The sequence below is a fragment of the Streptomyces sp. NBC_00525 genome (genome assembly GCF_036346595.1).
Taxonomy (GTDB): domain Bacteria; phylum Actinomycetota; class Actinomycetes; order Streptomycetales; family Streptomycetaceae; genus Streptomyces.
In genome coordinates this window covers 4,801,245-4,823,767 of sequence record NZ_CP107834.1, presented here as the reverse complement: position 1 = coordinate 4,823,767, position 22,523 = coordinate 4,801,245, and the positions used below count along the sequence as shown (strand labels likewise).

22 protein-coding genes are annotated in these 22,523 nt (G+C 72.4%); 12 read left to right on the top strand and 10 right to left on the bottom strand.

Annotated elements, in window-relative coordinates:
* The first annotated feature begins 208 nt into the window (after positions 1-208).
* A complete protein-coding gene (locus OG710_RS21650; RefSeq protein WP_330240789.1) occupies positions 209-877 on the top strand; it encodes a TetR/AcrR family transcriptional regulator in 669 nt (222 codons plus the stop codon).
* On the opposite strand, the gene OG710_RS21645 is transcribed toward OG710_RS21650, so the two are convergent.
* The 4 genes from OG710_RS21645 to OG710_RS21630 form a co-directional block, all read right to left on the bottom strand.
* Positions 853-2,553, bottom strand: coding sequence for an acyl-CoA mutase large subunit family protein (locus OG710_RS21645; protein WP_111338253.1), 1,701 nt, complete (start codon positions 2,551-2,553; stop codon positions 853-855). The two genes, OG710_RS21650 and OG710_RS21645, sit on opposite strands and share 25 nt — an antisense overlap.
* Positions 2,554-2,637: 84 nt before the next feature.
* A complete protein-coding gene (locus tag OG710_RS21640; RefSeq protein WP_111338252.1) occupies positions 2,638-2,973 on the bottom strand; it encodes a DUF3817 domain-containing protein in 336 nt (111 codons plus the stop codon).
* Between the two features lie 65 nt (positions 2,974-3,038).
* Positions 3,039-3,548 (bottom strand): MarR family winged helix-turn-helix transcriptional regulator, encoded by a 510-nt coding sequence (locus OG710_RS21635; protein WP_026171455.1) that lies wholly within the window; start codon positions 3,546-3,548, stop codon positions 3,039-3,041.
* Between the two features lie 10 nt (positions 3,549-3,558).
* On the bottom strand, positions 3,559-5,091 hold the full coding sequence (locus tag OG710_RS21630; protein WP_330240788.1) for an MFS transporter: 1,533 nt from the start codon (positions 5,089-5,091) through the stop codon (positions 3,559-3,561).
* A 74-nt stretch (positions 5,092-5,165) separates the two neighbouring features.
* On the opposite strand from OG710_RS21630, the gene OG710_RS21625 reads away from it, so the two are divergent.
* A complete protein-coding gene (locus tag OG710_RS21625; RefSeq protein WP_330240787.1) occupies positions 5,166-6,149 on the top strand; it encodes an ArsR/SmtB family transcription factor in 984 nt (327 codons plus the stop codon).
* A 91-nt stretch (positions 6,150-6,240) separates the two neighbouring features.
* Here the strand turns inward: OG710_RS21625 and OG710_RS21620 are convergent, their stop codons facing one another.
* Both OG710_RS21620 and OG710_RS21615 read right to left on the bottom strand, forming a co-directional pair.
* On the bottom strand, positions 6,241-6,534 hold the full coding sequence (locus OG710_RS21620; RefSeq protein WP_018102591.1) for an MTH1187 family thiamine-binding protein: 294 nt from the start codon (positions 6,532-6,534) through the stop codon (positions 6,241-6,243).
* Positions 6,531-6,881 carry a DUF3817 domain-containing protein gene (locus OG710_RS21615; RefSeq protein WP_330240786.1) on the bottom strand — a complete coding sequence of 117 codons (351 nt, stop codon included), beginning with the start codon at positions 6,879-6,881 and terminating at the stop codon, positions 6,531-6,533. The genes OG710_RS21620 and OG710_RS21615 overlap by 4 nt, the downstream gene beginning before the upstream one ends.
* A gap of 269 nt (positions 6,882-7,150) precedes the next feature.
* Here OG710_RS21615 and OG710_RS21610 point away from each other — a divergent pair, with 269 nt between their 5' ends.
* The 4 genes from OG710_RS21610 to OG710_RS21595 all read left to right on the top strand — a co-directional run bounded on the left by OG710_RS21610 (position 7,151) and on the right by OG710_RS21595 (position 9,770).
* Positions 7,151-7,783 (top strand): AIM24 family protein, encoded by a 633-nt coding sequence (locus OG710_RS21610; protein WP_111338248.1) that lies wholly within the window; start codon positions 7,151-7,153, stop codon positions 7,781-7,783.
* Complete coding sequence (locus OG710_RS21605; protein ID WP_111338247.1) at positions 7,783-8,433, top strand: AIM24 family protein; 651 nt, start codon at positions 7,783-7,785, stop codon at positions 8,431-8,433. Before OG710_RS21610 ends, OG710_RS21605 begins: the two co-directional genes overlap by 1 nt.
* The gene (locus OG710_RS21600; protein WP_330240785.1) at positions 8,430-9,191 is read left to right on the top strand and encodes an AIM24 family protein; all 762 of its coding nucleotides are present in this window, start codon (positions 8,430-8,432) and stop codon (positions 9,189-9,191) included. Before OG710_RS21605 ends, OG710_RS21600 begins: the two co-directional genes overlap by 4 nt.
* Positions 9,192-9,299: 108 nt before the next feature.
* The gene (locus tag OG710_RS21595; protein WP_330240784.1) at positions 9,300-9,770 is read left to right on the top strand and encodes a MarR family winged helix-turn-helix transcriptional regulator; all 471 of its coding nucleotides are present in this window, start codon (positions 9,300-9,302) and stop codon (positions 9,768-9,770) included.
* A gap of 13 nt (positions 9,771-9,783) precedes the next feature.
* On the opposite strand, the gene OG710_RS21590 is transcribed toward OG710_RS21595, so the two are convergent.
* Both OG710_RS21590 and OG710_RS21585 read right to left on the bottom strand, forming a co-directional pair.
* On the bottom strand, positions 9,784-11,232 hold the full coding sequence (locus OG710_RS21590) for a sensor histidine kinase (RefSeq protein ID WP_330240783.1): 1,449 nt from the start codon (positions 11,230-11,232) through the stop codon (positions 9,784-9,786).
* Entirely contained in the window at positions 11,229-11,888 is a 660-nt protein-coding gene (locus OG710_RS21585) for a response regulator transcription factor (RefSeq protein ID WP_330240782.1), read from the bottom strand. The genes OG710_RS21590 and OG710_RS21585 overlap by 4 nt, the downstream gene beginning before the upstream one ends.
* Positions 11,889-12,008: 120 nt before the next feature.
* On the opposite strand from OG710_RS21585, the gene OG710_RS21580 reads away from it, so the two are divergent.
* A complete protein-coding gene (locus OG710_RS21580) occupies positions 12,009-12,575 on the top strand; it encodes a PepSY domain-containing protein (RefSeq protein ID WP_330240781.1) in 567 nt (188 codons plus the stop codon).
* Between the two features lie 101 nt (positions 12,576-12,676).
* On the opposite strand, the gene meaB is transcribed toward OG710_RS21580, so the two are convergent.
* Positions 12,677-13,636, bottom strand: a complete 960-nt coding sequence (meaB, locus tag OG710_RS21575; RefSeq protein WP_111338229.1) for a methylmalonyl Co-A mutase-associated GTPase MeaB — start codon at positions 13,634-13,636, stop codon at positions 12,677-12,679.
* A gap of 46 nt (positions 13,637-13,682) precedes the next feature.
* Positions 13,683-14,885, bottom strand: coding sequence for an acetyl-CoA C-acetyltransferase (locus tag OG710_RS21570; protein WP_330240780.1), 1,203 nt, complete (start codon positions 14,883-14,885; stop codon positions 13,683-13,685).
* 134 nt (positions 14,886-15,019) lie between these two features.
* Here OG710_RS21570 and mce point away from each other — a divergent pair, with 134 nt between their 5' ends.
* From mce to OG710_RS21545, 5 genes are all read left to right on the top strand, one after another.
* Positions 15,020-15,448 (top strand): methylmalonyl-CoA epimerase, encoded by a 429-nt coding sequence (gene mce, locus OG710_RS21565; RefSeq protein ID WP_330240779.1) that lies wholly within the window; start codon positions 15,020-15,022, stop codon positions 15,446-15,448.
* 135 nt (positions 15,449-15,583) lie between these two features.
* On the top strand, positions 15,584-19,381 hold the full coding sequence (gene scy / locus OG710_RS21560) for a polarized growth protein Scy (RefSeq protein ID WP_330240778.1): 3,798 nt from the start codon (positions 15,584-15,586) through the stop codon (positions 19,379-19,381).
* Between the two features lie 206 nt (positions 19,382-19,587).
* Entirely contained in the window at positions 19,588-20,526 is a 939-nt protein-coding gene (locus OG710_RS21555) for a cellulose-binding protein (protein WP_111338225.1), read from the top strand.
* 112 nt (positions 20,527-20,638) lie between these two features.
* On the top strand, positions 20,639-21,631 hold the full coding sequence (locus OG710_RS21550; protein ID WP_330240777.1) for an ATP-binding cassette domain-containing protein: 993 nt from the start codon (positions 20,639-20,641) through the stop codon (positions 21,629-21,631).
* 2 nt (positions 21,632-21,633) lie between these two features.
* Positions 21,634-22,413, top strand: coding sequence for an ABC transporter permease subunit (locus OG710_RS21545; protein WP_330242312.1), 780 nt, complete (start codon positions 21,634-21,636; stop codon positions 22,411-22,413).
* The last annotated feature ends 110 nt before the right edge of the window (positions 22,414-22,523 follow it).

The following is a 22,523-nucleotide window of genomic DNA, read 5'->3' as shown; positions in this document are numbered from 1 at the left end:
GCCCCTGAATGACCCGGTCGGCACCCGGTCCCCACCCGGCGCCTGTGGCTGTCGTTCGTCGTAACGTCCGGGACGGTCCGGACCGCCGCCTTACGCTACGACCCGTAGCGTAACTGGCCACGCCCCCTGATGCACAAGAGTGTTCGGTGATCTCTCTCACGGGGAGCGGTCCCGGTCGGATTTACCTACTGGCGGGTATGGTCACGGCATGCTCAGCCGCAGCCACCCCAAACCCGCACGATCGGGACGCCCGCGCAGCACCGAGGCCGACGAGGCCATCCTGGAGGCCACCCGCGCCTCGCTCGTGGACCTCGGCTGGTCGAAGCTGACGATGGGTGACGTGGCGACGCGGGCGGGGGTCGCCAAGACGACCCTCTACCGGCGCTGGGCGGGCAAGAACGAACTGGTCGTGGACGCGGTCGCGGTGCTCTTCGACGAGCTGGAGATGCCGGACCTGGGCAGCCTGGCCGCCGATGTGGAGGCGGTGGTGCTCCAGTTCGCCGCCCTCCTGGAGCGGCCGGAGACCCGGACCGCCCTGATGGCGGTGGTCGCCGAGTCCACGCGGGACGAGGCGCTGCGGGCCCGCATCCGCGACTCGATCGTCAACCGGCAGAAGCGCCTCGTCCTCAAGGGCCGGCAGCGCGCCCAGGAGCGCGGTGAGCTGCCCGTCGAGCCGGACGAGGCCACGGCCGCGCTGACGGCGGACCTGGTCTTCGACGTGATCGCCGGCGCGGTGGTGCACCGGACGCTGGTGAGCGGCGAGCCCGTAGACGCCGACTGGGCCCACCGCTTCACCCTGCTCCTACTGGCGGGCCTGGGCGCGGCGGGCGGTGCGCTGCCGCGCCCGTACGGTCAGAAGCCCGCCGGTTCTGTGTAGACGCCCCACTCGTCGCGCAGGACGCCGCAGATCTCGCCCAGGGTCGCCTCCGCGCGGACCGCGTCGAGCATCGGGGCGATCATGTTGGAGCCGTCGCGGGCGGCGGCCAGCATCGTGTCCAGGGCGGCCCGGACGCGGGCGTCGTCGCGGGCCTCCTTGCGGGCGCCGAGCGCGCGGACCTGTTCGCGCTCGACCTCGTGGCTGACCCGGAGGATCTCCAGGTCGCCGGTGACCGAGCCGTGGTGCGCGTTGACGCCGACGACCAGCTTCTCGCCCTTCTCCAGCGCCTGCTGGTAGCGGAAGGCGGACTCGGCGATCTCGCCGGTGAACCAGCCGTCCTCGATGCCGCGCAGGATGCCGGAGGTGATCGGGCCGACCGGGTGCTGCCCGTCCGGGTGGGCGCGGGTGCCGCGCTCCTTGATCTGCTCGAAGATCTTCTCCGCGTCTGCCTCGATGCGGTCGGTGAGCTGCTCCACGTACCAGGAACCGCCCAGCGGGTCGGCCACGTTGGCGACGCCGGTCTCCTCCATCAGCACCTGCTGGGTGCGCAGCGCGATCTCGGCGGCCTGCTCGGAGGGGAGCGCCAGGGTCTCGTCGAGGGCGTTGGTGTGCAGCGAGTTGGTGCCGCCGAGGACGGCGGACAGCGCCTCGACGGCGGTGCGTACGACGTTGTTGTACGGCTGCTGCGCGGTGAGCGAAACACCGGCGGTCTGGGTGTGGAAGCGCAGCCACTGCGCCTTGTCGGTCTTCGCGCCGTACGTCTCCTTCATCCAGCGGGCCCAGATGCGGCGGGCGGCGCGGAACTTGGCGATCTCCTCGAAGAAGTCGAGGTGCGCGTCGAAGAAGAAGGAGAGGCCGGGAGCGAAGGTGTCCACGTCGAGGCCGCGCGAGAGGCCCAGCTCCACGTAGCCGAAGCCGTCGGCGAGGGTGTACGCCAGCTCCTGGGCGGCCGTCGCCCCGGCCTCGCGGATGTGGTACCCGGAGACGGAGAGCGGCTTGTAGGCGGGGATGGAGCTCGCGCAGTGCTCCATCAGGTCGCCGATGAGGCGCAGATGGGGCTCGGGCTGGAACAGCCACTCCTTCTGCGCGATGTACTCCTTGAAGATGTCCGTCTGGAGCGTGCCGTTGAGGACGGCCGGGTCCACGCCCTGGCGTTCGGCGGCGACCAGGTACATGCAGAAGACGGGGACGGCCGGACCGCTGATGGTCATCGACGTCGTGACGTCGCCGAGCGGGATGTCCTTGAACAGGACCTCCATGTCGGCGGCGGAGTCGATGGCGACGCCGCAGTGGCCGACCTCGCCGAGGGCGCGGGCGTCGTCGGAGTCGCGGCCCATCAGGGTCGGCATGTCGAAGGCGACGCTCAGCCCGCCGCCGCCGGCGGCCAGGATCATCTTGTAGCGCTCGTTGGTCTGCTCGGCGTTGCCGAAGCCGGCGAACTGGCGGATGGTCCAGGTGCGGCCCCGGTATCCGGTCGGGTGCAGCCCCCGGGTGAAGGGGTACTCACCGGGCCAGCCGATCCGTTCGAAGCCCTCGTACGCGTCCCCCGGCCGGGGGCCGTACACGGGCTCGACCGGGTCCCCGGACAGCGTGGTGAAGTCGGCCTCACGCTTGCGGGCCTTGTCGTAACGGGCCTGCCAGCGGCGGCGGCCTTCCTCGATCGCTTCAGCGTCCATGCCCGCCAATTTACTAGGACGTCCTAGTAAATGTCGATGACAAACCGCCCGGCGCTTCGCGCGGGGCGGTTCATCGGGAATCGCTCAGACGTTCGCAGGGGCTGCCGGCGTCGCGTCGGCGACCAGCGGCTCGACCTCACGGACGATCCTGCGCTCGACGAAGAACGCGGCCGTCGGAATGGTGCCCGAGATCAGCACCCAGAGCAGCTTCCCCATCGGCCACTTCGCCTTGGACCCCAGGTCGAAGGCGAAGATCAGGTAGATGATGTACAGCACACCGTGGATCTGGGAGACGACGAGCGTCAGGCCCTCACCCTTGTCGAAGCCGTATTTGAAGATCATGCACACGCAGAGGATCAGCAACATGACGGCGGTGACGTAAGCCATCACCCGGTATCGGGTCAGCACACTGCGTTTCATGCCATCGAGCGTAACCGGACGTGCCGGGCGATCTTGCAGCGGGCCGGGCTCCGGAACCGCGTCTCTCAGATCTCCTCGAAGTCCTGCGCGGCGATGCGCAGGGGCCGCAGCAGCGCGAAGATCTCGGCGCACTCCTCGGCGTCGTACACCCCGAGCCCGAACTCCATCGCCACCAGGTCTCGGGTGGCCGACTCGACGACCTCGCGGCCCTTGTCGGTGATCGACGCAAGCGTGCCCCGGCCGTCGTTCGGGTTGGGGCGCTTGTCGACCAGGCCGGAGCGCACCAGCCGGTCCACCGTGTTGGTCACCGACGTCGGGTGCACCATCAGCCGCTCACCGATCTTGGACATCGGCAGCTCGCCGGCCTTGGAGAAGGTGAGCAGCACCAGCGCCTCGTAGCGCGCGAAGGTCAGCCCGTACGGCTTGACGACGGCGTCCACCTCGGCGAGCAGGATCTGCTGCGCCCGCATGATCGAGGTGATCGCGCCCATGGACGGGACGGGGCCCCAGCGCTGCTGCCAGAGCTCGTCGGCGCGGGCGATGGGATCGAAGGGAAGGCTGAGCGGCTTCGGCACGGCCACGACCTTACCCATGGGGAACTTGCCGGTCCTCCCTGTCTCGCACTTCGGTCCGGGTCCCGTTCCCGGGTGCGATTACGGGTCCGGCCCCGGACGCGGTTCCGGGCGCGGTTCTGCGTACCTCGGCCACCAGCGGCAACAGGCACAGGGTGCCCAGCACGGCCGCCCCCGCGACCACCCCGTGCACCGGGAAGAACTCCGCCGCGAGCCCGGCGAGCGCCATCCCGACGCCCTGGATCGTCATCAGCCCGGCGGTGAGCAGGGTCATCGCACGCCCGCGCAGCTCCTCCGGGACGGCCGCCACGAACCACTGGTCGAGGCCGATCACGTACGCGGAGGAGGCGCCGGCCACCACGAGCGCGGCGGCGGCCCCGGCGACGCCCGGCGTCAGCCCGTACACCAGGAGGGGCAGCAGACCGGCGGCGGCGAGCGGCAGCACGATCCGCTCCCGGGTCCGGGGCCGCAGCGCGGAACCCGCGTACAGCTCGGAGGCGATGTGCCCGACGGGCATCGCGCACATCAGCAGCCCGAGCGCGGCCGGGCCGACGCCGATCTCGTCGGCGTACGGCGCGGCCAGCGCCTCCGGCGCGACGATGAACATCGGGGGCAGCCAGAACAGCAGCATCAGCGCGCGGACGCGGCGGTGGCCGAGGACCAGCCGGGCGCCGGAGAGCGAGTCGCGCAGCAGCGAGGAGCCGGACCCGTCCCCCGTGCGGGCGGGCCGGTCGCGGGTGCCGAAGCGCAGCAGCGCGGCCGAGCAGAGGAAGGTGACGGCGGTGACGGTGATCGCGCCGCGCGGCGAGACCACGGTCAGCAGCACCCCGCCGACGCCGAATCCGGCGAGCAGCGAGCCCTGCGAGACGATCCGCAGCAGCGAGCGCCCCAGGACGTACAGCTCGCCCTCGCCCAGGATGTCGGTGAGCGCGGCCATCCGGGCCCCGGTGAAGACCGGCGAGACGGCCGCGACCAGGCAGCGCAGCACCAGCAGTCCGGCGACGGGGGTGCCCGGCAGGACCATCACGGCGACACAGGCCGCGCAGACCAGGTCGCAGCCGACCAGCACCCGGCGGGCGGGGTAGCGGTCGGCGATCCCGGCGAAGAGGGTGCCGCCGACGAGGTACGGGAGCATGCCGAGCGCGAAGGTCAGCGCGCTGAGCAGGGGTGAGGAGGTGAGGTCGTAGACGAGGACGGTGAGGGCGAGTTCGCTGACGATGACGCCGAGGAGCGAGAGCAGATGCGCGGCGAACACCGCGCGGAACTCACGGACGGCGAAGACGGGCCGGTACCCGCGCGTCGCTGGTGTGTCGGGTGCCGCTGGTGTGTCGGGTGCCACGGGTGTCTCGGACGTATCAGGTGTCTCGCGCGCCTCGCGCGTCTGCGGTGTCCCGCCGCCGGCCCGGAGCGCCGGTGGCCGGCTCGGGTCAGGGGGGCCGGTGCGCTCCGGGGGCGGGGCCGGGAGTGCGGCCGGTCCGGTGGGCCGGGCAGGGGTTCCGGGGTCGCCGGGGCTGCCCGGCCGGGGATCGGTGGTGTCTCTCGGCATGGCCGCAGCCTGCGGTACCGGCCCGCCCGCCCCGTAGACTTTCGGCACCGGCCGAATCTTCGCGGGGTCCGCCCATGTCCTTCCAGCTGCACTTCGACGAGAGCGATCTGCTGCGCTGCCGCTTCGCGCTCTCGCCCCTGTTCGAGACCCAGGCGGCGGTACGGGTGCTGGCGCGGCCCGCCCAGCAGGGCTACCACCTGCCGTGGCTGCGGAGCATCCGGGACGCGGCGGCCGGTCTCGAACTGGGGCCGCTGTGGCTGCTGATGCCGGACGGCGGGCACTGCCCGGACTTCTTCTCGCCGCCGCCGATGGGCCCGCTCGCCTCCTTCGACGAGGAGATCGCCGCCGTGCGGTCGGTCGATCCGGAGCTGGCCCGGCAGGACATCGCGGCCTCGCTCGACCAGCGGCCGCAGGCGCGGGATTCGGCCGCGGGGCGGGCGCTGCTCGCCGACCCGGCGCGCGCCGTGCGGGAGTTGGCGGACCTGCTGGAGCGGGCCTGGCGGCTGCTGATCGAACCGCACTGGCCCCGGCTGCGGGCGCTGCTGGAGGCGGACGTGGCGTACCACTCGCGCCGGCTGGCGGCGGTCGGGTTCGAGCGGCTGCTCGGTGAGCTGAGCCCGCGGCTGAGCTGGTCGGACTCCACGCTCACGGTCAGCGGGACCAGGAGCGCCCACTCACGGGTGCTGAGCGGGCGGGGGCTGGTCCTGATGCCGTCCGTGTTCGTCTGGCCGGACACGGTGGGCGGCTTCGAGGACCCCTGGCTGCCGGCCGTGATCTACCCGGCGCGCGGCATCGGGGGCCTGTGGACGGAGCCGGGCGCGAGCACCCCGCAGGCGCTGGCCCGGCTGCTCGGGCGGGGGCGGGCGGAGGTGCTGTGCGCGCTGGACGAGCCGGCCGGGCCGACCGTGCTGGCGCACCGGCTGGGCCTGGCGCCGTCGTCGGTGTCGGAGCACCTGTCGGTGCTGCGGGCGGCCGGACTGCTGACCTCGCGCCGCTACGGGCACCAGGTGCTGTACGAGCGGACGCCGCTGGGGATCGCGCTGGCCGCCCAGGAGTGACGCGCGCCCGCGGCCGGGGTACGGAGCACGCCCCCGGAACGGCGGGAGCCCCCGTCCGGGCGGGCGGGGGCTCGTCGCGGGGCGCGCGGGATCACTGCGCGAGGTACCGCTCGACCGTCTCGACCTTCGACGTCAGCCCGTCCGTGACACCGGGGCGGATGTCCGCCTTGAGGACGAGCGAGACCCGCCCGGCCCGTGCCTCGACGGCGGCCACGGCACGCTTGACGACGTCCATGACCTCGTCCCACTCCCCCTCGATCGAGGTGAACATGGCGTCCGTGCGGTTGGGCAGCCCCGACTCGCGGACGACGCGGACGGCGTCGGCGACGTACTCGCCGACGTCCTCACCGACCCCGAGCGGGCTGACGGAGAACGCGACGATCATGCGCTGACCGTGCCTTCCCGGCGGGCGCGGGCGGCGATGACGCTGTCCGCCTCGTAGCGCTTGAGCACCTTGTCGCCGTACAGGCCGCCGAAAGGCAGCACGCAGAGCACGAAGAAGAACGCGACGCGCTTGAGCGGCCACTTGGTCTTCGCCCACACGTCGAGCAGCAGCACGACGTAGATGACGAAGAGCACGCCGTGCAGCATGCCGAGCGGCATCATCAGGAAGTCGATGTCCGAGACCCGGCTGAGAACCGAGCCGAACAGGATCAGGGCGGGGAAGGACAGCGCCTCGGGAATCGAGATGAGGCGCAGCCGGTGCAGGGCGGTGGCGGTCTTGATGTCCACGGGGGCACCTTCGGTGGGAGGGGCGTGACGGCTTGTGAACGCACGCACAAGCGGCACCATTGTGACATCGCGGCCCGGACGGCCGGGCGGGGGGTCCCGGACGCGGCCGGGCGGCGGCGGGGCGGGCATGTCCCCGGCCGCGCGAGAAGTACGTCCCGATTGCGTACGGGTCCGGTACCGGATGCGTATCAGGGGCGCTGCGGGACGGCCGATCGCACGGCCGCCCCTGTTCCGGCGGCGGTGTCCGGCGCTATTTTCGCCGGGTGGCAATGTTCCGGCTTGAGGGAAGCAAGACGCTCGCGGTCGATCTGGCCGGCGATGCCGTCAAGGCGAAGAACGGCTCGATGGTCGCGTACGAGGGCCAGATGTCGTTCAAGAAGATGACGGGCGGCGGTGAGGGGCTGCGCGGCATGGTGACGCGCCGGCTGACCGGTGAGTCGATGGCCGTGATGCAGGTCACCGGGCAGGGCACCTGCTACTTCGCGGACCGGGCGAGCGAGATCAACCTCGTCTCGCTGCACGGCGACAAGCTGTACGTGGAGGCGAGCAACCTGCTCTGCACCGACGCGGGGCTGCGCACCGGCACCACGTTCACCGGGCTGCGCGGCGGCGCGACGGGCAACGGCCTGTTCACGACCACCGTGGAGGGGACCGGCCAGGCGGCGATCATGTCGGACGGCACGGCCGTGGTGCTGCGGGTCTCGGCGCAGTACCCGCTGTTCGTCGATCCGGGCGCGTACATCGCCCACCAGGGCAATCTCCAGCAGCACTTCCAGTCCGGGGTGAACTTCCGGACACTGATCGGCGAGGGCTCGGGCGAGTCCTTCCAGATCCGTTTCGAGGGCGAGGGACTGGTCTACGTGCAGCCCAGCGAGCGGAACACGATCGGGGGGAACGTCTGATGCCGTTCCGAGAGATCAACTCCAGGATGGTCGAGGCGACGGTGGCGCCCGGCCAGAAGATGTTCAGCCAGCGCGGGGCGATGCTCGCCTACCGGGGCGAGGTGTCGTTCACCCCGAACATCCAGGGCGGCCAGGGCGGCGTGATGTCGATGATCGGCCGCCGGCTGGCGAACGAGGCGACCCCGCTGATGACGGTCGAGGGCAACGGCACGGTGATGTTCGGCCACGGCGGCCACCACATCCAGGTCATCAACCTCTCCGGGGACACCCTGTACGTGGAGGCCGACCGGCTGCTCGCCTTCGACGGGACGCTCCGGCAGGGCACGATGTTCATGGGTTCGCAGGGCGGCGTGATGGGCATGGTGCGCGGCCAGGTGACCGGCCAGGGCCTGTTCACCACGACGCTCCAGGGCCACGGCGCGGTGGCGGTGATGGCGCACGGCGGCGTCATCGAACTGCCGATCACGCCCGGCCGCGCGGTGCATGTCGACCCCCAGGCGTACGTCGCCCACCACGGCGACGTGCGCAACAAGCTCTCCACCGCGCTCGGCTGGCGCGAGATGGTGGGACGCGGCTCGGGCGAGGGCTTCCAGCTGGAACTGAGCGGCAGTGGTGCGGTGTACGTCCAGGCGTCGGAGGAGAAGCTGTGAACGCCCCCGTGGTCTTTGATCCGATGACGCTGCCGGCGGACGACAACGTCAACGCGTACACCTTCTGCGTGGAGCTCAAGGGGAGCCAGTGGTTCCTGCAGAAGGGCAAGATGATCGCCTACTACGGGCAGATCAAGTTCGACGGCATCGGACACGGCCGGTTCGAGCGGCTGGTCCGGGCGAGCTTCCACTCGCCGCTGCACGCGAGCGACTGGGTGGTCGCCGAGGGCAGCGGCAAGATGCTGCTCGCGGACCGGGCGTTCGATGTGAACTCCTACGACCTGGACGACGGGAACCTGACGATCCGGTCCGGGAACCTGCTCGCGTACCAGCCGTCGCTGGCGCTGAAGCAGTCGATCGTGCCGGGGTTCCTGACGCTGATCGGCACGGGGAAGTTCGTCGCCGCGTCCAACGGCCCGGTGGTGTTCATGGAGCCGCCGCTGCGCGTCGACCCGCAGGCACTGGTGGGCTGGGCGGACTGCCCCTCCCCCTGCCACCACTACGACCACGGCTACATGACCGGCGTGATGGGCGGGCTGCGCGCCCTCACCGGAATCGGCGGCGCCTCCGGCGAGGAGCACCAGTTCGAGTTCGCGGGCGCCGGCACGGTGCTGCTCCAGTCCACCGAGGCGCTGATGCCCGAACAGCCGACGGGCCCGGTACCCCACCAGGCGGGCGTCCCCGGCGGCGGTCAACACGGGTCCACCCCCCGCGCCCCCGGTCAGCTGGGGGACCTCCAGCGTCGCTTCGGTTTGTGAACGGTAGTCTGCGGAGTGTGATGTCGAACTCCTGCACCCCGCCGTGCGTGCCGGGTGTCACACGTTCCTGATTGGTCCGGCTTTCAACTTCTTAGGTAGAATCCATACATGGAGACCGAGACGGCCACCCGCTGGCTGAGCGACGCCGAGCAGTGCGCCTGGCGCACCCACCTGGACGTCAGCAGGCTGCTGATGCACCAGTTGGAGAAGGACCTCCAGCCGTTCGGGCTGACGAACAACGACTACGAGATCCTGGTCAACCTCTCGGAGTCGGACGACCGGCGGATGCGGATGAGCGATCTCGCGGGCGCCACCCTGCAGTCCAAGAGCCGGCTCTCGCACCAGATCACCCGTATGGAGACCGCGGGCCTGGTCCGCCGGGAGAACTGCGAGTCGGACCGCCGGGGCCTGTACGCGGTGCTCACGGAGGAGGGCGCGGAGACGATGCGCAAGGTCGCGCCGCACCACGTCGCGTCGGTCCGCAAGCACTTCATGGATCTGCTCTCCCCGGAGGCCCTGGCCCAACTGCACGCCGCGCTCACGCCGGTGGCGGAGCACCTGCGGGGCCAGCGGGGCTGACGCGGGCCCCGGCTCACGCCCCTCCGGCCGCCGGGGAGCCGGTACGCGAGGGCAGCCACAGTTCGAAGCGGGCCCCGCCCCCCGGCGCATCCGTCACGGTGAGCCGGCCGCCGTGCCGGGCGGCCACATCGCGGGCGATGGCCAGGCCCAGGCCCGCCCCGCCGTCATCGCGGGCGCGGGCGTCGTCGAGGCGCACGAAGCGCTCGAAGATCCGCTCGCGCTCCGCCTCCGGCACCCCCGCCCCGTCGTCCTCGACCGCGACGACGACCCCGCCGCCCTCCCGGTCGACCGTGACGGTGACCGAACGCACCGCGTGCCGCTCGGCGTTGTCCAGCAGGTTGCCGAGCACCCGGGCCAACTGTCCGCGCGACCCGGCCACTTCCGGTCCGCCGCCCCGCACCGACACCGCGACCGGCACGCGGTCGCCGACCCGCTGGGAGACCTCCTCCCGGACCAGCGCCCCCAGCTCCAGCCCGGTCAGGCCCGGCCGCTCCCCCGCGTCCAGCCGGGCCAGCAGCAGCAGATCGGCGGCGAGCGCCTGGAGCCGTACGGTGTCGACGACCGCCCCCGGCACGTCCAGCAGCTCCGGATGCGCGGCGCCCACCTCCAGCTGGGTGCGCAGCGAGGCGATGGGGCTGCGCAGTTCGTGCGAGGCGTCCGCCACGAAGCGCCGCTGCCGCTCGACGGACGCCTCCAGCGCGGTCAGCGTCTCGTTGGTCGTACGGGCCAGCCGGGCGACCTCGTCCCGCGAGTCCGGCTCCGGCACCCGCCTGCCCAGGTCCTCGGAGGCGGTGATCGCCGCCATCTCGCGCCGGATGCCCTCCACCGGCCGCAGCGCCCGCCGGGTCACCAGCCAGGTCACCCCGGCGACGACCAGCAGCACCACGGGCAGCCCGGTCAGCATCGCGGAGCGCACACTGCGTACGGCCCGCTGTTCGGCGGCGAGCGGGGCGCCGGCGTGCACGGTCAGGGTGCGCCCGTCCGGGTCCGTGGCCTCGACCGACGCGAACCGGTAGTCGGCGCGGTCGCCGTCCACGGTGGCGGTGCCGTTGGTGAAGTCCGGATCGTCCGCGGAGACCTCGCCCCGGTCCGGGGCGGCGCCGCCGTCGTCGTCGCGGTCGTCGTCGTCCGGCGCGGGGGCGGGCCGGGGCGGCTGCGGGGCGACCCGGTCGGTGCCGGTGCCGGAGATCGCCTCCAGGTCCTTGGAGACGGCGACCACGCGGCCGTCCTCGTCGGTGACCTGGACCGGGTGCTCCTCCTCGTCGCCGGTGTCCAGCTCGTCGTGGGGCACGCCCAGCGCGAGCTGTCCGGCGACCTCGCGGGCGGCCACCTCGGCCTGGAGACCCGCCTGGTCGGTGAGGTTGGCGCGCAGGACGAGCAGGACGGCGAGCCCGGCGGCGCCCAGGGCGAGGGCGACGACGACGGTGGCGCCGAGCGCGGCCCTGGCCCGTACGGACCTCACGGCGCCTCCAGCCGGTATCCGGCGCCGCGTACGGTGCGGATGGCGGCCGGGCCGAGCTTGCGGCGCAGGGTGCTGACGTACACCTCGACGATGTTGGGGTCGCCCGCGTAGGCGAAGTCCCAGACGTGCTCCAGGATCTCCGCCTTGCTCACGACCTGTCCGGCGCGCAGGGCGAGCTGTTCGAGGACCGCGAACTCCTTGGCGGTGAGGGCGATCTCGTCGTCGCCGAGGTGGACGCGGCGGGCCGCGGTGTCCATGCGCAGGGCGCCCGCGGTGACCACGGGCGAGCCGGAGCCGCCCCTGCGGCGCAGCAGGGCGCGGACGCGGGCGACGAGCACCACGTAGCTGAACGGCTTGGTCAGGTAGTCGTCGGCGCCGGTGTCCAGGCCCTCCGCCTCGTCGTACTCGCCGTCCTTCGCGGTCAGCATCAGGACGGGCACGTCGTGTCCGGCGGCGCGCAGGGCGGCACAGACCCGGTAGCCGTTCATGCTGGGCAGCATGATGTCGAGGATCACCAGGTCGTAGGAGCCGTGCAGCACCAGGTGCAGGCCCTCGGCGCCGTCGTGGACGACGTCGACGGCGAACCCCTCGGCGGTGAGCCCGCGGGCCAGCGAGACCGCCAGCCGCTTCTCGTCCTCCACGATCAACAGACGCATGCGCCCAGCGTCCCAGACCGGAGCTGAAGAAGGTTTCAGGTGGCTTCAGGCTGCGTTCAGCATCGCCCCGGCAGGGTGGTGGGCAAGCCAGTCAGCCCATCTGTACGGGGAGGAACCCTCATGAAGCGCAAGATCGTCATCGGTGTCGTGACCGCGGCCGTGCTCGCCGGCGGCGGGGCCGCCACCGCCGCCGCCCTCTCGGACGGCGACCACCACGACGGCCGCGACGGGCGCGGGGCCGGCCGGAGCGCCGCCGCGAGCGACGAGGCCACCGCCCGGATCGCGGTAGGCGACGCGGTCGCGGCCGCGGTGAAGGCCGTCCCCGGCACGGTCACGGAGGCGGAGTTGGACGACGAGGACGGCGGGCCGGTGTGGGAGCTGGACGTGTACGGCTCCGACCGGGCGTGGCACGAGGTGACGGTGGACGCGGAGAGCGGAAAGGTGCTCGGCCGGCAGATCGACCGGGACGACGACGATCGCGACCGGCGTGCGCCCCGGAGCGTTTCCGTGTCGTTGCGGGACGCGGTGGCCGCCGCGCTGAAGTCGGCGCCGGGCGCGGTGACGTCGGTGGAGCTGGACGACGAGCACGGGGACGGCGCCCCGCACTGGGAGGTCGAGGTGCGGACCGGCGGCGGCGAGGACCGGGAGCTGGACGTGGACGCGAAGTCGGGGGCGGTACGAGGCTGAGGCCCTGCGGGGGGGGGCGGGGCGGGCCGGCCTCCGCCGCCCCCTCGTTTCCGCCCCTCGCTCCCCCGCCCCCGCGCCCGTCGCTCCCGCGCCCTGCCTCGTCAGTCCTCGCCGGTGAGGCCCGCGACCAGTTCGTCGGCCGCCGCGTACGGGTCGAGGCGGCCCGTCACGATGCGGGCGGCCAGGGCGTCCAGGCGGCGGTCGCCGTGCAGGGTGCCGATGCGCTCGCGCAGGCGGGTGACCGCGATCGTCTCGACCTCGCGGGCGGCGCGGGAGGTGCGCCGTTCGGTCAGGACGCCGTGCTCCTCCATCCAGGCCCGGTGCTTCTCCAGGGCCTCGACGACCTCGTCGACGCCCTGGCCCCGCGCGGCGACCGTCTTGACGATGGGCGGACGCCAGTCGCCGGGGCCGCGGGCCTCGCCGAGGCCCAGCATGTGGTTCAGCTCGCGGGCGGTGGCGTCCGCGCCGTCCCGGTCGGCCTTGTTCACGACGTACACGTCGCCGATCTCCAGGATGCCCGCCTTGGCGGCCTGGATGCCGTCGCCCATGCCCGGTGCGAGGAGGACGACGGAGGTGTCGGCCTGCGAGGCGATCTCCACCTCGGACTGGCCGACGCCCACGGTCTCCACCAGGATCACGTCGAAGCCCGACGCGTCCAGCACCCGGATCGCCTGCGGGGCCGCCCAGGCGAGGCCGCCGAGGTGGCCGCGGGTCGCCATGGAGCGGATGTAGACGCCGGGGTCCGAGGCGTGGTCCGACATCCGGACCCGGTCGCCCAGCAGCGCGCCGCCGGAGAACGGCGAGGACGGGTCGACGGCCAGGACGGCGACCCGCTTGCCCTGGCGCCGGTACGCGGCGACCAGCGCCGACGTGGAGGTGGACTTGCCGACGCCGGGCGAGCCGGTCAGGCCGACGACGTACGCTCCGCCGGCCAGCGGCGCGAGGGCGGCCATCACCTCGCGCAGCTGCGGCGAGGCCCCCTCCACCAGGGAGATGAGCCGGGCCACCGCCCGAGGTCGCCCCGCGCGGGCCTGCTCCACCAGGGTGGGGACGTCCACCATCACCGCTCCGTCTCGTCGCCGCGTGTCTCTCGTACCGGGTGCTCTGCTACTTGCGGGGGACGCGCACGATCAGCGCGTCGCCCTGGCCGCCGCCGCCGCACAGGGCCGCCGCGCCGGTGCCGCCGCCGCGCCGCTTGAGCTCCAGCGCCAGGTGCAGCACCAGACGGGCGCCGGACATGCCGATGGGGTGGCCCAGCGCGATGGCGCCGCCGTTGACGTTGACCTTCTCCGAGTCGACGCCGAGGTCCTTCATGGACTGGACGGCGACGGCCGCGAACGCCTCGTTGATCTCGATGAGGTCGAGGTCCTCGACGCCGATGCCCTCCTTCGCGAGGGCGTGCCGGATGGCGTTGGACGGCTGCGACTGGAGGGAGTTGTCGGGGCCGGCGACATTGCCGTGGGCGCCGATCTCGGCGATCCACTCCAGGCCCAGCTCCTCGGCCTTGGCCCTGCTCATGACGACGACCGCGGCGGCGCCGTCGGAGATCTGCGAGGAGGTGCCCGCGGTGATCGTGCCGTCCTTGGCGAAGGCGGGGCGCAGCTTGCCGAGGGACTCGACGGTGGTCTCGGGGCGGATGCCCTCGTCCTTGGCGAAGAGGACCGGGTCGCCCTTGCGCTGCGGGATCTCGACCGGCGTGATCTCGGCCTCGAACAGGCCGTTCTTCTGGGCGGCGGCGGCGCGCTGGTGGGACTGGGCGCCGATCTCGTCCTGGGCGGCGCGGTCGAGTCCGAGGCGGGTGTTGTGCTGCTCGGTGGACTGGCCCATCGGGATGTTCTCGTAGGCGTCGGTCAGACCGTCGTGCGCCATGGAGTCGAGCATCTCGATCGCGCCGTACTTGTGGCCCTCGCGGGACTTGGGGAGCAGGTGCGGGGCGTTGGTCATGGACTCCTGGCCGCCGGCCACCACGATGTCGAACTCGCCGGCGCGGATGAGCTGGTCGGCCAGGGCGATGGCGTCGAGCCCGGAGAGGCACACCTTGTTGACGGTGAGCGCGGGGACGTTCATCGGGATGCCGGCCTTGACCGCCGCCTGGCGGGCCGGGATCTGGCCCGCGCCGGCCTGGAGGACCTGCCCCATGATCACGTAGTCGACCTGGTCGCCGCCGATGCCGGCCCGGTCCAGCGCCGCCTTGATGGCGAAGCCGCCGAGGTCGGCCGCCGAGAAGCTCTTCAGGGAGCCGAGGAGCCGGCCCATGGGCGTCCGGGCGCCCGCGACGATCACGGAGGTGGTACCGGTCGTTCCTGACATGAGGCACAGCCCCTTGGAGTAGATGTGAACGAGGGTTTACTTGAATGTACTGAGCGGTACCCGCCCCGTCATCCGCCCACGGGTGTGATCGCGCGCACGTTGCGTAACCATCGGGAGCGCGTTGCACTGGAGCCATGCTGACGCGAATCGACCACATCGGGATCGCCTGTTTCGACCTCGACAAGACCGTCGAGTTCTACCGCTCGACCTACGGGTTCGAGGTCCACCACTCCGAGGTCAACGAGGAGCAGGGGGTGCGGGAGGCCATGCTCAAGATCAACGATACGTCCGACGGCGGCGCCTCGTACCTCCAGCTCCTCGAACCGACCCGCGAGGACTCCGCCGTGGGCAAGTGGCTGGCCAGGAACGGCGAGGGCGTGCACCACATCGCGTTCGGCACGGCCGACGTGGACGCGGACGCGGCGGACATTGGCGGCAAGGGCGTCCGGGTGCTGTACGAGGAGCCCAGGACGGGGTCGATGGGGTCCCGGATCACCTTCCTGCACCCCAAGGACTGCCACGGGGTCCTCACCGAACTCGTCACGGCGAAGAAGGAGCACTGACCCGAGCCCTACCGGGCCCGGTAGAGTGGGCTCTTCCGGGCCGGGGCCGGGTCGGGGGCGCGCCGCGTCCCCAGCCGTTGATCTGTCACCATTCCCCGAACGTGTTGAGAGCTCGGGGAAGGATGGGACCGCGCAGTGCGGGGCTACGAACGCCAGGAGAGCCACCGAGCTGAAGACGACCACCTCTCGCGGTTCGAGGCCGAGATGGACCGGCTCAGGACCGACCGGGAGAAGGCCGTCCAGCACGCAGAGGACCTCGGCTACCAGGTCGAAGTCCTGCGCGCCAAGCTGCACGAGGCGCGGCGCAGTCTGGCGATGCGTCCCGCCTACGACAGCGCGGACATCGGCTACCAGGCGGAGCAGATGCTCCGTAACGCCCAGGTCCAGGCCGAGCAGTTGCGCAGTGACGCCGAGCGCGAGCTGCGCGAGGCGCGGGCGCAGACGCAGCGCATCCTCCAGGAGCACGCGGAGCACCAGGCCCGCCTCCAGGCCGAGCTGCACAACGAGGCCGTGCAGCGCAGGCAGCAGCTCGACCAGGAGTTGGCGGAGCGCCGCCAGACCGTCGAGTCGCACGTCAACGAGAACGTCGCCTGGGCCGAGCAGTTGCGGGCCCGGACGGAGTCGCAGGCCCGCCGTCTCCTGGAGGAGTCCCGCGCCGAGGCCGAGCAGGCGCTGACCGCCGCCCGCGCGGAGGCCGCCCGGCTGGCCGAGGAGACGCGCCGGCGCGTCGGCTCGGAGGCGGAGGCGGCCCGTGCCGAGGCGGAGGCGATCCTGCTGCGCGCCCGCAAGGACGCCGAGCGGATGATCGGCGTGGCCGCGGGCCAGGCCCAGGAGGCCACCAGCCACGCGGAGCAGCTGCGGCTGACGACGACGGCGGAGACCGAGCAGACCCGGCAGCGGACGACCGAGCTGAACCGGGCCGCCGAGCAGCGCATGCAGGAGGCCGAGACCCAGCTGCGCGAGGCCCGTCTGGAGGCCGAGAAGGTTCTCGCGGAGGCCAAGGAGGCGGCGGCCAAGCGGCTGGCCGGTGCCGAGTCGCAGAACGAGCAGCGCACCCGTACCGCCAAGTCGGAGATCGCCCGGTTGGTCGGGGAGGCCACCAAGGAGGCCGAGACCCTCAAGGCGGAGGCCGAGCAGGCGCTCGCCGACGCCCGTGCCGAGGCCGAGCGGCTGCGTGCCGAGGCGGCCGAGGCCGCGCGCACCGCCGCCGCCGAGGACGCGGCGGCCCAGCTCGCGAAGGCGGCCCGGTCCGCCGAGGAGATCCTGAGCAAGGCGTCCGAGGACGCGAAGTCGGCCACGCGGGCGTCGGCGGAGGAGGCCGAGCGCATCCGCCGCGAGGCGGAGGCCGAGGCGGACCGGCTGCGCGGCGAGGCCGCCGAGCAGGCCGACCAGCTCAAGGGCGCGGCCAAGGACGACACCAAGGAGTACCGGGCCAAGACGGTCGAGCTCCAGGAGGAGGCGCGCCGGCTTCGGGGCGAGGCCGAGCAGCTGCGCTCCGAGGCGGTCGCCGAGGGCGAGCGCATCCGGGGCGAGGCCCGCCGGGAGGCCCTCCAGCAGATCGAGGAGGGCGCGAAGACCGCCGAGGAGCTGCTCGCGAAGGCCAAGGCCGACGCGGAGGAGCTGCGCGGCGCCGCGAGCGCCGAGAGCGAGCGGGTCCGGGGCGAGGCGGCCGAGCGTTCGGCGGCCCTGCGCAAGCAGGCCGAGGAGGCGCTGGAGCGGGCCCGCGCCGAGGCGGAGCAGCTGCGCTCGGAGGCGGAGGAGCAGGCCGAGGCGGCGAAGGCCGCGGCCGACGAGGCGGCGGCCGCGCTGCGCGAGGAGACCGAGCGGGCGGTCGCGGCCCGGCAGTCGGAGGCCGCCGAGGAGCTGGCCCGGCTGCAGGGCGAGGCGGAGACCCGGCTGGCCGCTGCCGAGCAGGCGCTCGCCGAGGCGCGTACGGAGGCGGAGCGCATCCGGCGCGAGGCGGGCGAGGAGTCCGAGCGGCTGCGCACCGAGGCGGCCGAGCGGGTCCGCTCGCTCCGGGAGCAGGCGGAGGCCGAGGCGCAGCGGCTGCGCGACGAGGCCGCGGCGGACGCCTCGCAGTCCCGTGCGGAGGGCGAGGCCGTCGCCGTACGGCTGCGTACCGATGCGGCCACCGAGGCGGAGCGGCTGAAGACGGAGGCGCAGGAGAGCGCCGACCGGATGCGGTCGGAGGCCGCTGCCGCGGCCGAGCGGGTGGGTACGGAGGCCGCGGAGGCGCTGGCCGCAGCCCAGGAGGAGGCGAACCGGCGCCGGCGGGCGGCCGAGGAGACGCTGGAGGCGGCCAGGACCGAGGCGGGCCGGGAGCGCGAGCAGGCCCGTGAGCGCAGCGAGGAGCTGCTGGCCTCCGCGCGCAAGCGGGTCGAGGAGGCGCAGGCCGAGGCGCAGCGGCTGACGGGCGAGGCGGAGACGCGGGCGGCCGAGCTGGTCGCGGCGGCCGAGCAGACCGCCCAGCAGGTGCGGGATTCGGTCAGCGGGCTCCAGGAGCAGGCCGAGGAGGAGATCGCCGGGCTGCGGTCCGCGGCGGAGCATGTCGCGGAGCGGACGAAGTCCGAGGCGCAGGAGGAGGCCGACCGGCTGCGGGCCGACGCGCACGCGGAGCGGGAGCGGGCCGGCGAGGACGCCTCCCGTATCCGTGAGGTGGCCAAGGAGGAGACGGACGCCGCGAAGGCGATGGCGGAGCGTACGGTCTCCGAGGCGATCGCGGAGTCCGAGCGGCTGCGGGCGGACACCGCCGAGTACAGCCAGCGGATGCGTACGGAGGCGTCGGACGCGCTGGCGTCGGCCGAGCAGGACGCGGCGCGCAGCCGGGCGGAGGCGCGCGAGGATGCCAACCGGATGCGGTCGGAGGCGGCGGCCCAGGTCGACCGGCTGGTGGCCGAGGCGACCGCCGAGGCGGAGCGGCTGCGCACGGAGGCGGAGCGGCAGGCGGCCCGGACGGGCGAGGAGGCCGCGGGCGACGCGGAGCGGATGCGTGCGGAGGCCTCGGCGACCGTGGGCTCGGCGCAGGAGCACGCGGCGCGCACCCGTGAGGAGTCGGAGCGGCTGCGGGCGGATGCCGAGGCGGCGGCCGAGCAGATGCGGGCTCAGGCGCGGCAGGAGGCGGACCGGCTGCTCGACGAGGCGCGGGAGGCCGCGTCGAAGCGCCGGGCGGACGCGGCGGAGCAGGCGGACCAGCTGATCGACAAGGCCCGTGAGGAGGCGCTGCGCGTCGCCACGGAGGCCGAGGAGCAGGCCGACACGATGGTCGGCGCGGCGCGCAAGGAGGCCGTGCGGATCACGTCTTCGGCGACGGTCGAGGGCAACTCGCTGGTGGAGCGGGCCCGGACGGACGCGGACGAGCTGCTGGTCGGCGCGCGCCGGGACGCGACGCAGATCCGGGAGCGGGCCGAGGAGTTGAGGACCCGTCTGGAGGGCGAGATCCAGGAGCTGCACGACCGGGCCCGCCGGGAGACGGCCGAGCAGATGAAGACGGCGGGCGAGCGCGTCGACAAGCTGATGAAGGCGGCGACCGAGCAGCGCGACGAGGCGGCGGCGAAGGCCAAGGAGCTGCTGGCCGACGCGAATTCGGAGGCGAGCAAGGTCCGGATCGCGGCGGTGAAGCGGGCGGAGTCGCTGCTGAAGGAGGCCGAGCAGAAGAAGGCGAGCCTGGTGCGCGAGGCCGAGAAGCTGCGGGCGGACGCCGAGGCCGAGGCGAAGCGGGTGGTGGACGAGGGCCGGCACGAGCTGGAGGTCCTGGTGCGCCGGCGCGAGGACATCAACACGGAGATCTCGCGTGTCCAGGACGTGCTGGAGGCGTTGGAGTCCTTCGAGACCCCGGCGGCCGGGGGCAAGGGCGGGGGCTCCGCTCCGGCCAACGGTGTCAAGGCGGGTGCCTCGGCGGGCACTCGATCGGGCGGCAAGTCGTCCGATGGGTAGCCGGCCGGCTGTCGTTCATGGTTCCGCACGGTTCTTCATTCGTCCGGGTGGCGGGGGTTTCGGGGGCCCGCCACTCGGAAACGGGGGTCCGCCACTCAAAAGGGGTGTCATTCTCCGCATCAAAACCGCATCCACTCGATGACACGCCGTTCCGGCCCCTAGGATTCCCTCTATCACCTCACCGGTCTCACTTCGACAGGAACCTCATGAGTGACCCTTCCTCCCCCTTCGGCTTCGAACTCGTGCGGCGTGGTTACGACCGCGGTCAGGTGGACGACCGCATTACCAAGCTCGTCGCCGACCGTGACAGTGCTCTCGCCCGTATCACGTCGTTGGAAAAGCGCATCGAGGAGCTGCACCTCGAGACGCAGAACGCCCAGGCCCAGGTGACCGACGCGGAGCCGTCGTACGCGGGTCTCGGCGCGCGTGTGGAGAAGATCCTGCGCCTGGCCGAGGAGGAGGCGAAGGACCTGCGCGAGGAGGCCCGTCGCGCCGCCGAGCAGCACCGTGAGCTCGCCGAGTCCGCCGCCCAGCAGGTGCGCAACGACGCCGAGACCTTCGCCGCCGAGCGCAAGGCCAAGGCCGAGGACGACGGCGTCCGCATCGTCGACAAGGCCAAGGGTGAGGCCACCACGCTGCGCGCCGACGCGCAGAAGGACGCGGCACAGAAGCGCGAGGAGGCCGACGCCCTCTTCGAGGAGACCCGTGCCAAGGCCGCCCAGGCCGCCGCGGACTTCGAGACCAACCTGGCCAAGCGCCGCGACCAGTCGGAGCGCGACCTCGCGTCCCGTCAGGCCAAGGCCGAGAAGCGCCTCGCCGAGATCGAGCACCGCGCCGAGCAGCTCCGCCTGGAGGCCGAGAAGCTCCGTACGGACGCCGAGCGCCGGGCCCGTCAGACGGTGGAGACCGCGCAGCGTCAGTCCGAGGACATCGTGGCGGACGCCAACGCGAAGGCGGACCGCATCCGCAGCGAATCGGAGCGCGAGCTGGCGGCCCTCACCAACCGCCGCGACTCGATCAACGCGCAGCTGACCAACGTCCGCGAGATGCTGGCGACGCTGACGGGTGCCGCGGTGGCCGCCGCCGGCTCCCCCGCCGACGAGGAGCCCGCCTCCCGGGGCGTCCCGGCCCAGCAAACCCGCTGAGTCCGGTTGTTCCGTCGGTTCCGGCTGTTCCGCCGGTTCCGGTTGTATGACGTGTGTGCCCGGTTCCGCCTTTGTGGTGGCGCCGGGCACGCCGACGTTCTAGCGTGAACGCATGATCGAGTTGGATGGCCTCACGAAGCGCTTCGGGAGCAAGGTAGCCGTCGACGAGTTGTCGTGCGTGATCAGACCAGGCATGGTGACGGGTTTTCTGGGGCCCAACGGGGCGGGCAAATCCACCACGATGCGGATGATGCTCGATCTCGACCACCCCACGAGCGGTTCCGTACGTATTGACGGCAGGCCGTACCGGGATCTGTCCGAGCCGCTGAAATACATCGGGGCGCTGCTGGACGCCAAGGCGATGCACGGCGGGCGCAGCGCGTACAACAATCTGCTCTGTCTGGCGCAGAGCAACCGCATTCCGGAGCGCCGGGTCGCGGAGGTGCTGGAGACGGTCGGGCTGACCGCCGTGGCGAAGAAGAAGTCCAAGGGCTTCTCGCTCGGCATGGGCCAGCGTCTCGGCATCGCGTCGGCGCTGCTCGGTGATCCGCAGATCCTGATGTTCGACGAGCCGGTCAACGGTCTCGACCCGGAGGGCATCCACTGGATCAGGAATCTGATGAAGACGCTCGCCGGGCAGGGCCGGACGATCTTCGTCTCCTCGCATCTGATGAGCGAGATGGCGCTGACCGCCGACCATCTGATCGTGATCGGCCAGGGCAGGCTGCTCGCCGACACGTCGATGGCCGACTTCATCCACGAGAACTCGCGCAGTTACGTCCGGCTGCGCTCCCCGCAGCAGGAGCGGCTGCGCGATGTGCTGCACGAGGAGGGCGTCGTCGCGATCGAGGCGGGGGACGGCTCGCTGGAGGTGGACGGTGCCACGACCGAGGACCTCGGTGAGCTGGCCGCCCGGCACTCCCTCACACTGCACGAGCTGAGCGCCCAGCGGGCGTCGCTGGAGGAGGCGTTCATGCAGATGACGGCGGGCGCGGTGGAGTACCACGCGCACTCGGAGCCCGGCGGCCCCGGGGCGCCACCGCCGGACCGGCAATGGGGCGAGGGCTGGGTCCAGCGGCCCGGCGACGGCGAAGAGGGGGCATGACGATGGCTTCGGTCTCCGCGGTCCTGACGTCCGAATGGACCAAGATCCGTACGGTCTCCTCCACCACCTGGACGCTGATCTCCGCGTTCGCGGTCACCGTCGCGATGGGCGCGGCCCTGTGCGCGGTGATGAACACGCAGTTCGGCGATCTCAAGCCGGAGGAACAGGCCACCTTCGACCCGACGCTCATCAGCTTCTCCGGGATGATCCTCGGCCAGCTGGCGATGGTCGTGTTCGGGGTGCTCGTCGTCGGTACGGAGTACAGCTCGGGCATGATCCGCACCTCGCTGGCCGCCGTGCCGAGGCGGGGCTCCTTCCTGTTCAGCAAGGTTTTGGTGGCCGGGGTGCTGGCCCTGGTGGTCGGCGTGGTCACCAGCTTCGTCTCGTTCTTCCTGGGCCAGGCGCTGCTGGGCGACCACGGGACGACGCTCGGCGCGGACAATGTGCTGCGCGCGGTGTTCGGCGCCGGGATCTACATGGGGCTGATCGCGGTGTTCTCCATGGGGGTGGCGGCGATGCTGCGCAGCTCCATGCTGTCGCTGGGCATCCTGATGCCGTTCTTCTTCCTCGTCTCGCAGATCCTGTCGGCGGTGCCGAAGGCCAAGGACGTCGCCCGGTACTTCCCGGACCAGGCGGGCTCCAAGATCATGCAGGTGGTGCCGGACGCGATGAACAGCTCTCCGGGCCCGTACGGGCCGTGGACCGGGCTGCTGATCATGGTGGCGTGGGTGGCGGCAGCGCTGATCGGCGGCTACCTCGTGCTACGGACGCGGGACGCGTGAGCACGGTCCGGCCCGGTCACCGGGCCGGACCCGGCTGTGCCGACTTGGTCGGAACCGTCAAGGCATGGATATCCTCCTAACTCTTACGGGGGGCGTGCGGCCGGACGGCG